The sequence below is a fragment of the Halobiforma nitratireducens JCM 10879 genome (assembly GCF_000337895.1).
Lineage (GTDB): Archaea > Halobacteriota > Halobacteria > Halobacteriales > Natrialbaceae > Natronobacterium > Natronobacterium nitratireducens.
Map to the genome: position 1 here is coordinate 24,154 of NZ_AOMA01000111.1, position 11,326 is coordinate 35,479.

The following is an 11,326-nucleotide window of genomic DNA, read 5'->3' on the forward strand; positions in this document are numbered from 1 at the left end:
TCCGGCACCGGGAGGACCTCTCTCAGTTAGACAGCTTACGCGAAGCCGATCGTTCTGCCGGGGTCGTCACCGGTGGCGACGGCTCCGTTCACCACTGGCCTCGTATCGACTGCTGTCCGACAGTATCGGCCGTCGCCGTCATCGCTCCAGAAACGCCGGTCCCTCGAGTGGTTCGGTTTCGGCTTCTCGCCACGAGTGGGTCGGTTCCCAGCCGAGGTCCGACCGAGCCTTCGCCGTCGAAAACGCGGATTCGTCACCCTCGAGGTCACACTCGGCGGGCAGGTCCCCGAACACGGTTTCGATCGTCGCCGCTGTGGGGCGATCGAGGAAGTTCTCCGCCGCGGCGGCCAGGTAGGTCTCGTGGCCGTCGGGAGCGTTCTCGAGGGCCGCCGCCACGATCGAGACGACGTCCCGGACGTCGACGTAGGTCCAGAAGTTGCCGTTCGGTTCCGCGGTCGCGGGATCGAACGCTTCGCGGGCTCGTGCGGTTCGTTTCTCCCCCGGATAGGTCACCCAGGACGGCCGAATCGAAGTAACCGAGATGCCGTGTTTGCGGGCCGCCATCGCCGCGATCTCCTCCCCGACCAGTTTGGACGTCGCGTAGGGGTCCGCCGGCCGCCGGGAGTGTGCTTCGTCGACGGGGAAATACTCGGGGAGCCACGGCTCGTCGGCAAACACCGAGCCGTAGATGCTCTCGCTCGAGGCCCAGACGACGTTCGCGCCCGCTCGCCCGGCCGCCTCGAGGACGTGGTACGTACTTTCGACGTTCGTCAGGAACGTGCGCGCGTCGGGTTCGATCCCCGGCCGTGGAACGGCCGCGAAGTGGACGACTGCATCGGGGTCGTGAGCGAGGATGGCGTCCCAGGTCTGCCCCTGATCGGTGAGATTTGTCGCGAGGAACGTGGCGTTCTCGTGCTCGCCGGGTGGACGCTCGAGGTCGAGCCCGAGTACCTCGTGGCCGTCGTCCGCGAAGTGGTCGACGAGCCAACTGCCGACGCCGCCCGTCGCGCCGGTGACGACTACGTTCATGTTCGAACCCTCCGACGGCGCGGCGAAAAGGGTGTGGGTTTCGGCGAGCGAGGATGGACTCGCGATCGACGGGCCCCTGATGGGTGCTGGCTAGTCGGCTCCGTTCGAACCGTCAGGCTCGTTCGCGTCGCCCGCCTCGTTTTCCTCCGGTGTCAGTCTCACGGGATCGGAGTCGACGGTCGCGCCGAGGAACCACCAGCTACAGACCACGGCGGCGAGAAACCCGGCTCCGAACAGGAACTCGCCGCCGCCGAGGACGAACGGCGATCCCATCGCGGCGAGACCGAAGAGAATCCCGAGCGTGGCTAAAAGTAACGAGACGAGCCGCCGAAAGAAGCGGTTTAGCTCGCGCCGAACGGCGATTCGGACGGCCATGACGTCGTCGTCGACATCCATGTCACGGCCGACCGACGCATGTCGTATCAATCCGGCGATCACTTCCGACCGTAGTAGGCGTCGGCGACTGCGTCAGTCGTCCGCTGGCGTCGCTCGCGAGGTGATGTCGACGGGGTCGGCGTCGACGCCGAGTTCGTCGATAGCTTCTTGGGCCGCGCGCTTGCCCGAAACGAGCATCGCACCGAAGGTCGGCCCCATCCGCGGCAGGCCGTAGGTCGTCGCAGTCGCCATCCCGGTGGCGATCAGGCCGTCGTGGACGAGTCCAGTGTGTTCGACGATTGCGTCCTCGGATTTGCCGACCCACATGGAGTCGTGACCGGGCGAGTCGTGGCCGGGCGCACCGTAGCTGTCGTCGTCGGTCTGATCCATACCGGTCGAGGACTCCTTGGCGTCTTGGATACCGGGTGCGTCGAGGACGCCGCGCTCGTCGAGTTTCTTGACCGCCATCGCGTCGTGTCCCGTCGCGTCGATGACCAGATCGGCCTCGACTGCGATCGGGTCGACGCAGGTGATCTCGCGGGGCAGGGCGTGGACCGGTGTCCAGTTCATCACGATCCCCGAGACCTTGTGGTCCTCACGGATCACGATGTCCGTGAACTCGGTCATGTTCTGCATCTTCGCGCCCGCGTCACAGGCGGCCTTGATGAGCCCGGAACAGGCCTCGGGTCCGTTGGCGACGTAGAGGTCTTCACTGTCCTGGGACTCCTTGTAGGAAACCTCGAGTTCGTCGAGGATTCCCTGGGCGGGGTCCCGAACTGTCACCTTGTTCATCAGGAAGCCGCCGAGCCAGAACCCGCCGCCGAGGTAGTTGTTCTTCTCGACGACCATCGTCTTCACGCCGCGCTCGGAGAGTTCTTTCGCGGCGGTCAGTCCCGACGGGCCACCGCCGACGATGATGACATCCGAATCCGAGAAGTCCATGAACTCCTCGGTCCACTCCTGTCCGATCGCACGCGTTACGTCGGCTTCGCCGACCTGGCTGAACTGGTCGAAGTCGCTCATACAACTAGGTGGTATCTTTGGGTGGTAAAAAGTCTGTCGTGACGATCACCGACACTGTCAAGCGAGAAGCACGGACAATAGACGCCGCTACGAGGGCAGGGAACAGCCGAAGAGAGAAGAACGAGAAAAGCAGCGAGCTATTCGAACCTGATCTGGTGACCGCTGACAGCTCTTGATCCCGAGCTGGTCGGGGAAACAGTCGGAAACGTTGAATGTTACCCCGTATACGGTGGCGCGGGGAAGCCTGCTCTCACGAGGGCAGGCTTCCTGTTTCGATGCCGTGACGTGCGGACACCTCTCGAAATTCATCGGCGTCCGTGGCGTTCACAAGAGCCGATCTCTCGTGGGGGCCATCAGAACCCTCGGTTCTGAGGACGGTCACAGTATCCACAGGCGTGTCTTCGAGCCGTCCCAGCCCTAATTCAGCAAAGCCGCGCTTGAGGACGTTCATCGCTGTTACAGCAGGTACCGCTCAGTCTTCTGTCACGACGACCGTCCCGACCATACCGCCTTTGACGTGGGGTTCACAGATGTAGGTGTACGTGCCGGGGACCTCGAAGGTGTGCTCGTAGGTTTCGCGTGTCCCGAGGCGACCGCCCCGGTACTCGTGCCAGGCATCGAGAGCCGTCTCCTCGTCGTCGTAGTCGCCAGTCGCGAAGTAGGCCGCCTCCTCGGGGAGGCTGTCTTCGCGGGCCGTGACGGTGTGATCCGCGCCGCTCGTGTTCTTCCAGACGACCGTCTCACCGACGCTCGCCTCGTACTCGTCGGGGACGAACTCGTTGCGGGTCATTCCGATATCGTAGTCGTCGCTGGCGTCGGGATCGGGCTCGAGGCTCCCGAGAACGGAGGTACACCCCGCCAGGCTGCCGGCGGCGGCGGTGCCGACGGCCGCGAGATAGACGCGCCGGTTCATGCGAAATCGTTGGGACACGCGCAATATAACGAGCCCGGTTCGTGGGACCAGCGTCACAACGCGCTGAAACGAAAACACGTAAGGTACCCGCCCGTCGAATCCGCGAGTATGCTCCCGCGGTTCGTCGGTCGATTGGGTGTCGCCGACGCGGTGACGGTCGCCAACGCCGCTCTGGGGTTCGTCGCCATCGTCATCGCCTTCGTCGACATCGATCTGGCCGCCCGATTGATCCTGCTCGCGGCCGTCGCCGACGGTCTCGACGGTATCCTCGCCCGGCGGTACGGCGGTACCGACGCCGGTCCCTACCTCGACTCGCTGGCCGACGTCGCCTCCTTCGCCGTCGCTCCCGCCGTCCTCGCGTTCGTCGTGGTGACCGACGGTTTCGGTATCGGATTCGAGCAGGGGGTTACCTTCGAGCTGGCACTCGTAACCGCCGTTTGCGCCCTGTTCGTCGCGACAGCAGTCACCCGATTAGGGATGTACACTGCCTACGATACGGCGGCAAACTACACGGAGGGAATCCAGACGACGTTGGCGGCGACCATCCTCGGCGCTGCAATCCTCGCAGGGGTCGCCGACGCCTGGCTCGTGCTCGCGATCACGGGTGCGTTCTGTTACCTGATGGTCTCGCGGATCACCTACCCCGATCTGCTGGCCCGCGATGCCGGGATCATGGGCGTCGTCCACGTCCTCGCCGTTCTCCTCCCCGAGTTTGCGGATCGCTCGTTCCCATTTGCCCTCCTCCTGTTGGGCCTGGCGTATATGATCCTGAGCCCCTGGTTCTACTGGCGCGACGATCCACGGCCGGGGGATCTCGAGACGCATGGAAACGCTTAGGGCGATCCTACAACGACTGTCGCGTATGGACTCTGTCACGCGTCGGCGTCGTCTCCCAACGACGGTGGAACCATGAGCGAAGACGAGCCAACCGGTGACGAGAACGACGACGGGGCCGGAGCCGACCCGGCCGAACTCGAGGCCATCCGCGAGGACCTCGACGCCGTCGAGAGCGATCTCGGGGGGATCGAAGACGATCTCGAGGATGCCGAAACCGAGGACGACCTCGATGTCGTCGAGGCCGACCTCGAGTCCGTCCGTACAGACCTCGAAACGGTCGAGATTCCGGACCCGCCCGAGACCGACGACGAGGATGAAGACGAAGACGAAGACGACGAACCCGCGCCCGAGGAGGAGCTCCAGGACCGCTACGACGACCTCGAGAGCGACCTCGACGACCTCGGCGACGACCTCGAGGACCAGCGCGGCCCCTACGCCGAGGACGTCGTCAGCGAGATCGACGGCGTCAGTGGCACGATTACCGGCACTCGCTGGACGGTCGAAGGCGACGAGGAACTGATCGAGGCGACCGACTCGTTTCTCGCCGGCCTGAACGATCTGCTCGGAAGCAGCGTTTCGACGGCCGACGATCTCGAGCCCGCAAGTGGCGCTGAACTCGGTGAGAGCGGGGCTCAAGAGGGCAACGTCCCCGAAACGCTCGACGCGACCCTCGATGACGCAACCGAGGCCGTCGAGGACGCCGATCTGGACCCCGACGACGACGCGGAGATCATCGCCGGGTTGCTCGAAGCGACCGACGACTTCGAGAGCGAGGTCGACGAGGCGACGGAGTGGACCGACCTCGAGGTACGCGAACAGCTCCGGCGCGAAGGATTCTACGACGTTCTCGACCACGTCAAGGACTTCCCCCCGGAGTGGCACGCGCTCAAGGTCCACGAGAAGCGTGGCAACGTCGACCAGATTCTGCTTGCCTACGACTCGCTTGGCTCCGAGTTCATGGAGGAACACTGCCTCGAGTCCCTCGAACGGATGGGGCCCGAGGAAGCCATCGAACCGATGGTACAGAAGGCCGGTCGACGCGACGAGGCCGCCATTCGCATCCTCGGAAAGATCGGGGTCGCGGAGGAGCAAGTCGTCGACGCGCTCGTCGACTACGTCGACTCGAACCCGGATCTCCAGAAGCCGGCGTTCCGGGCGCTGGGCGAAATCGGAGCCGAGGAAGCCGTCGAGCCGCTGGCCCAACAGCTCGTCGCCGACAACCCGGATGTCCGTAGCTGGGCCGCCCGCGCGCTGGGTCTGATCGGCGACACCCGGGCCATCGAGCCGCTTTCGGACGTGCTCGAGGACGACGACGAGGACCGGGTTCGCGCGAGTGCCGCGTGGGCTCTGAGCCAGATCGGAACGAAAACGGCCCTCGAGATCGTCACCGAGTACGAGGACGACCGGGCCTATCTCGTCCAGGCCGAAGCCGACAGGGTCGACCTCTCCGAAGAACCGGCGGCGTGACGGCCCGACTGGGTCGGCCGACGATCGATCTGGTTTTTCCACCCCCAAAGTCGAACCCGCCGGTAGTTCTCGAGACGAACGTTTAAGTTGGATTACGGGACCAACGTCGGCGATGGTTCGGAGGTCGGTCGTTGCCACGATCGCGATCGTGATCGTGACCGTCGCACTCTCCACGTTCGGAGTTGCGGCTGGACTCACCGAAAGCGATGTCGCCGGTCCGGGCTTGCCAGCCGAGTTCGCCGCAACCGAGAGTGGAGCCGACGACGAAGGCCGTGGTTGTCCACATGCCGACACCGTTCTTCGGCCGACGACCGAACACAACACCCCTTCTACCGGCGTCGACGAACCACGGATCGTCGAACTCTACCCCAATCCGACGCTCGACGAGAACGTCGGCGAGTTCGTCCTGCTCGAGACGCCGCCGGAGACGCGGCTCGGAAACTGGACCCTCACCGACGGCCACACGACCGCGTCGTTCCCCAACGAAACCGTCTCCGGCCGCGTGGCCGTGAGTACCGCGCCGAACGCGACCGAGCCGTTGACCGACGCCCCAGTAGTCGAACTCGAGGGAACGGTGCGCCTGGCGGTCGACGGCGACGACCTCGTGTTGCGAAACGGATCGGAGCGCGTCGACGCCGTGAGCTACGATCACGCACCTGAGGCCGAACGGTGGTATCGAGACGCGAGCGCCATCACCGGGACTGGCACGGAAGCGATGTCGGAGTCGGTCGAAACCGCCGCTCGGGGCCGCTGGTGGCCCCGCGATGCCACCTGTCGCCCGGTCACGACCGCCCAACCGAACGCAGCCACCGCGTTCGTCTTGCCGGACTCGCCGGACGTCCCCGTAGAGACGATCCAGGACGCCGACGACCGCCTCCTGCTTGCCGGCTACACCATCACGTCCGAACCGATCGCGGCGGAACTCGTCGCGGCCGTCGACCGCGGGGTCGACGTCGCCGTTCTCGTGGAGTCCGGACCCGTCGGCGGGACTCCCGAAGGAACTGAATCGGTCGTCGAAACGCTCGAGGACGGCGGCGTCGACGTGCGAGCGACTGGCGGCGAAGGTGCACGATACCGTTACCACCACCCCAAGTACGTCGTCGCCGACGATCGACTTCTCGTCACCACCGAGAACTGGAAACCCGCCGGCGTGGGCGGCGAATCCAGCCGCGGCTGGGGGATCACACTCGAGGACGAAGCGCTCGCCGACGATCTGGCAGCGGTGTTCGAGACCGACTTCGGCGGCTGGGACGCCCGACCCGGAGCCGATTTCCGTCGGAACGCCACGTTCGTCGAGGACGATCCTCCGCCACCGCGGAGGTTCCCGGCGGAACACGACGCCGAGACCGTCTCCCTCGAGTCGGCCGAGTTGCTTCTCGCACCCGACAACGCCGAGCGGCGGCTGATCGAACTCGTTCGGGAAAGCGAGGAGGAACTGCTGATCAAGCAGGCGAGTATCTCCCGCGAGACGGCGCTGTTCGAGGAGGCCGTCGACGCGGCGCGACGTGGCGTCGACGTACGTATCCTGTTGGATTCGACTTGGTACCACGAGGACGACAACGCCGCACTCGTTGCGGACCTCGAGCGACTGGCCGGCGACGAAGCGTTACCGCTCGAGGCGCGACTCGTCGAAGACACCGACCGTTTCGAGAAGATCCACGCGAAAGGTATCGTCGTCGACGGCGAGGTCGCCGTCGTCGGCAGCGCAAACTGGAACGACAACGCCTTCGAGAACAACCGCGAGGTACTGATCGCAGCCCACGGCGAGGAGGCCGCGGCGTTCTACGCGGCCGTCTTCGAGGACGACTGGGGCGGCGACGGGTGGACGCTCCCACTCGAGTTCTCCGCCACGGTCGTCCTCGCGCTGGTCGTGGCAGCGGTCGTCGGGAGCCGGTACGTACAGTTCGGCGACGATCGGCCGCCAGGAGAGTGATACGGTCCGGACGACGAGTTAGACGCCACCTTGAACGACGGGAGAACCCGACGCCGACAGCTCGGACTCCGAACTGCCGGTGGCTAGTGGATCGAAAGGCAACGAGCCCGAGCTACCAGGCAAGACGACGGGAAAAAGAGCGTGGGAGACGAGCGATCGGTAAATCGATATCAGTCAGCACAACCGCCCAGTTCAGCCTCGAGTCGCTCACAGCAGTCCCGTTCCGGATCGAAACAGTCGGGACACTCCTCGGGTCGGTCGATAATCGTATCCAGCCGCTCCGCGACGGTGTCGTCGATGACGCTCTCGAGGGCGCGGGCCTCCTCCCGAAACTCTTCGACTTCGAGGACGTTCGCGAGAAACCGCTCGATGATACAGTAGGTCTGCAAGGCGTCGTGTGCACGCTCGAGGCCCTCGTCAGTCAGGCTGGTTCCCTTGTATTTCTCGTGTTCGACGAGGCCGCGATCCTCGAGTTTGCCGATCATTTCGTTGACGCTGGCCGGACTCACCTCGAGTAGATCGGCGAGCGTCCCGGTCGAGGCGGGGCCGTCTTCGATCCGTTGGGCGAGGTAGACTGCCTTGAGATACTGGTCTGCAGTGTTCATCGCGTTCCTCCGTCGGTATAGCGTCTCCGCTGTCGGTCGTTTCGAGGCGCGCCCGGTCGTCCGTGCGCCCGACCCGTGACGAACTCGTTTCGCGAGCGTGGTCCGCTGTTGGTCGCGTCTCCTGCTGTCGGTCGCCCGATCATGCTCTCCGCTCCATGATGTCGGTCACTTCTTCGACGCCCTCTTTCTCCTCTTCGCGGATGTCAGCGAGGGTCTCCAACAGTCGATCGCGATCCAGATCGAACTCCGCGTCCGAGGCCTCGACCGCCTCGATGAGGTCGTCGTAGAACTTGTAGGCGGTCTCTTCGTTGGCCAACTGGTCGTAGAGTACGCCGTCGGTGTCCTCCGGCGGCCCGTACTGGGCGTCGACCAGGGCATTGATCTCCTCGTAGGCGACGGTTTCGGCGTCGAGATCGTCGATCAGCGCCTCGAGTCGCTCGCGATGATCGGCCGACTCTTCGCTGGCCTCCACGAGCAGCTCCCGTACCTCCTCATCGACCTCTGCCCGTTCCTCGGGTGACAGCGATTCGAGGTGGTGGGCGGCGCGTGACTCGACGACCTCCTCTAACACGACCCCGATCTGGAGCAACCGGGCGAGCTGGTGGTCGCTCGAGACGCGCTGTCCCAGACTCATATCACGTCGTGCGGACCGCTGGTACTTAATCGTCCCTACTCTGTGATACCGCTGGAGCCGTGCGTGGTGTCGACGACGTGTAGTGACAGTACCGACGCGGCGAGTGTCGTAGCCAGTGATAGGGATCGCCGTAACGATGTCCAGCGTGACTGCCGGCTGGCCGGAATCGTTCTGGAGACGATTTCAAGCCCAGCGTGTCCCGGCCGGGAGCCACACTGACTTCAGAACGCCGGCGGCCGACCGGCGACCGTCCACGCGGGGATGCCCGTCTGTGACCGGCGCTGGTCTGTGGCCNGCGCCATCAGAGATGTGTATAAGAGACAGGTTCTGGAGACGATTTCAAGCCCAGCGTGTCCCGGCCGGGAGCCACACTGACTTCAGAACGCCGGCGGCCGACCGGCGACCGTCCACGCGGGGATGCCCGTCTGTGACCGGCGCTGGTCTGTGGCCAGCACATCCCCCACGTCTGCAGTCGTGGGAGAAGTCGGTATGATCTTCCGGTCACACGATAGAACGCGACTCGAGTGACACGAACCCGCAGCCGAGCGGATGGACGACCGTGTCGACGGACCCACACCTGGCAGCCCGGTACCTCTCGAATGGGAGTTACAACGGCACCTGATAGAAGATAACAATTTATAATTTTATATCTGGCCTTAAACCCTTTGTGATGGCGCTCCCGATTTATTCGGGAAATGAGTGGTACCGAATCGAACAGGCGGCGAATCCTCGAGACAGCAGGGGCGACGGTCGGGCTCGGGCTGGCCGGTTGTCTCGGAGGCGGCGAAAGTGAAACCGCTGTCGCCGACGCGGCTGACGGATTCGAGGGGGAGACACTGCGGGTGATGGTCTGGAGCGGGAACTACGGGGACCGGTTCGAGGAGGAGGTAAAACGGTTGTACGAACACGAAACGGGCGTGACACTCGAGGTCGAGCGGGGCTGGGGTGAAGTTCTCGAGCGCATTCGGGAGGCACCCGAGGACGACCCACCCTACGACGTGACGATCACCGAGGGATCGTTTTACCTGGCCGGCCGCAATGAAGGGCTTTTCGAGCCCATTCGAGCCGAAAACGTGCCGAACCTCGAGGACACCATGGAGTTTTACCGCGAGTTCCGGCCGACCGAATACGGCGTGCCAGTCGACGGTGCGCCGTGTACGTTGATCTACCGGGAGGACCTCGACTTCGAGCCGACCTCGTGGTCGGACATGGTCTCCCCGCCGTCGGACGTCGGAATCGGCGTCGACTACGGGTTCTGGGCGTTCCCGCTTCACGCCGTCGCCGTGGGAATGGACGAGGCCGACGGAGCGAACGAACTGTACACCGGCCAGGGCGAAATGGTGCTCGAACGGTTAGGGGAGATGGACGTCACGGGATGGGCAACCTCCGGCGAGGAAATCTGGGACCTCTTCGAGGCCGGCGAGATCGACCTCGCTCAGTTCTACTTCGAACAGACTCACTACGACATCGACTTCCAGGAGGGGCTCTCACACGTGACACCGCCTGATAGTCCGGCGTTCGTCAACCACTGGTGTGTCGTTCGTGGAACCGAGAAGCGGGACCTGGCGGAACACTTCCTGAACTTCCTCCTCGATGCTGACATCCAGAGCCAGTGGGCGCAGTTGACTCCCTCACTGTTTACGAACCGCGACGTGACGTACCCGAGCAACCTCGACGAGTGGCTCCCGACGAGCAGCGAGGAGGCAGCACAGTTCGCGTTCCCGGACTGGGAGGCGTTCAACGAAGACTGGGAACTGTACGAGAACGCGATTACCGAGATGGCGGAGGGATCGTAACGCCATGACGACGGATTCTGACGGTCTCCGGGGGTTCGTTCCACGACGCATCCGTGAGAGTTACGGACTGAAACTCGCGCTCGCGCTCGTGCTCGTCCTGTTCGTCGTCGTCGGTTTCGGGACGCAACTGTACCTCACGACCAACGCTCAACTGGGCGAGGATGCCGAGGAGCAACTCGCCGCGACCGCCACGATGCACGCCGATCAGTTGGACATCTGGATCGACGACTCCCAAAAGCAGACGAACCTGATCGCGGGCTCCGAACCCGTAAACGAAGGTGACGAGATCGACATGCGGCTGTATTTCTCCTCGTTGATTACCGACGATCAGTTGACGATGGGGGCCCAGAGCGTCCACTACATCGATCTCGAGACGACGGAGATCGAAGCGAGTTCACGGGATGGCCGTATCGGCGAAGCCCCGCGAGACCTCGGTGAACCGTGGGCTCAGGACGATCTGACTACTCTCGAGGAGGGAGAGGTGCGAGTGACGGCGTTCGAGGAGTCCGCGATCAACGTCACCCAGGTCGCGTTCGTAACGCAGGTGAACGAACGTGATGACAAGGGGATCGTCTATACGGCGCGAACGGACGCGATCTCGGAACTCCTCCACCAATCGACCGAGACCGGGTTCACGACGGTCGTCGATCCCGACGGACAGGTGATGATCGATCAACTGAACATGCTCTGTTGAACGCAAGAAGGCGACAGTAT

Annotated in this window: 11 protein-coding genes and 1 pseudogene; 5 read left to right on the forward strand and 7 right to left on the reverse strand. The window is 64.1% G+C overall.

The window, feature by feature from the left end:
- Positions 1 to 138 precede the first annotated feature (138 nt).
- From C446_RS10895 to C446_RS10910, 5 genes and pseudogenes are all read right to left on the reverse strand, one after another.
- Positions 139 to 1,029 carry an NAD-dependent epimerase/dehydratase family protein gene (locus C446_RS10895; protein ID WP_006673152.1) on the reverse strand — a complete coding sequence of 297 codons (891 nt, stop codon included), beginning with the start codon at positions 1,027 to 1,029 and terminating at the stop codon, positions 139 to 141.
- A 90-nt stretch (positions 1,030 to 1,119) separates the two neighbouring features.
- Positions 1,120 to 1,425, reverse strand: a complete 306-nt coding sequence (locus C446_RS10900; protein ID WP_006673153.1) for a hypothetical protein — start codon at positions 1,423 to 1,425, stop codon at positions 1,120 to 1,122.
- 72 nt (positions 1,426 to 1,497) lie between these two features.
- Entirely contained in the window at positions 1,498 to 2,427 is a 930-nt protein-coding gene (locus tag C446_RS10905) for a sulfide-dependent adenosine diphosphate thiazole synthase (protein WP_006673154.1), read from the reverse strand.
- Between the two features lie 250 nt (positions 2,428 to 2,677).
- A pseudogene (locus C446_RS18080) lies at positions 2,678 to 2,890 on the reverse strand (hypothetical protein); the annotation flags it as partial.
- Between the two features lie 9 nt (positions 2,891 to 2,899).
- On the reverse strand, positions 2,900 to 3,340 hold the full coding sequence (locus tag C446_RS10910; protein WP_006673155.1) for a plastocyanin/azurin family copper-binding protein: 441 nt from the start codon (positions 3,338 to 3,340) through the stop codon (positions 2,900 to 2,902).
- A 108-nt stretch (positions 3,341 to 3,448) separates the two neighbouring features.
- Between C446_RS10910 and C446_RS10915 the strand changes: the two genes are divergently transcribed.
- The 3 genes from C446_RS10915 to C446_RS10925 all read left to right on the forward strand — a co-directional run bounded on the left by C446_RS10915 (position 3,449) and on the right by C446_RS10925 (position 7,577).
- Positions 3,449 to 4,177 carry a protein sorting system archaetidylserine synthase gene (locus tag C446_RS10915; RefSeq protein ID WP_006673156.1) on the forward strand — a complete coding sequence of 243 codons (729 nt, stop codon included), beginning with the start codon at positions 3,449 to 3,451 and terminating at the stop codon, positions 4,175 to 4,177.
- 72 nt (positions 4,178 to 4,249) lie between these two features.
- A complete protein-coding gene (locus C446_RS10920) occupies positions 4,250 to 5,644 on the forward strand; it encodes a HEAT repeat domain-containing protein (protein ID WP_006673157.1) in 1,395 nt (464 codons plus the stop codon).
- Positions 5,645 to 5,756: 112 nt separating this feature from the next.
- Positions 5,757 to 7,577 carry a phospholipase D-like domain-containing protein gene (locus C446_RS10925; RefSeq protein ID WP_006673158.1) on the forward strand — a complete coding sequence of 607 codons (1,821 nt, stop codon included), beginning with the start codon at positions 5,757 to 5,759 and terminating at the stop codon, positions 7,575 to 7,577.
- Between the two features lie 170 nt (positions 7,578 to 7,747).
- On the opposite strand, the gene C446_RS10930 is transcribed toward C446_RS10925, so the two are convergent.
- Positions 7,748 to 8,182 (reverse strand): metal-dependent transcriptional regulator, encoded by a 435-nt coding sequence (locus C446_RS10930; RefSeq protein ID WP_006673159.1) that lies wholly within the window; start codon positions 8,180 to 8,182, stop codon positions 7,748 to 7,750.
- 139 nt (positions 8,183 to 8,321) lie between these two features.
- Positions 8,322 to 8,816 carry a M41 family metallopeptidase gene (locus C446_RS10935; RefSeq protein WP_006673160.1) on the reverse strand — a complete coding sequence of 165 codons (495 nt, stop codon included), beginning with the start codon at positions 8,814 to 8,816 and terminating at the stop codon, positions 8,322 to 8,324.
- A 695-nt stretch (positions 8,817 to 9,511) separates the two neighbouring features.
- On the opposite strand from C446_RS10935, the gene C446_RS10940 reads away from it, so the two are divergent.
- Positions 9,512 to 10,612: an ABC transporter substrate-binding protein gene (locus C446_RS10940; protein ID WP_006673161.1), complete on the forward strand. Its 1,101-nt coding sequence runs from the start codon at positions 9,512 to 9,514 to the stop codon at positions 10,610 to 10,612.
- Positions 10,613 to 10,616: 4 nt separating this feature from the next.
- A complete protein-coding gene (locus C446_RS10945) occupies positions 10,617 to 11,306 on the forward strand; it encodes a cache domain-containing protein (RefSeq protein ID WP_006673162.1) in 690 nt (229 codons plus the stop codon).
- The last annotated feature ends 20 nt before the right edge of the window (positions 11,307 to 11,326 follow it).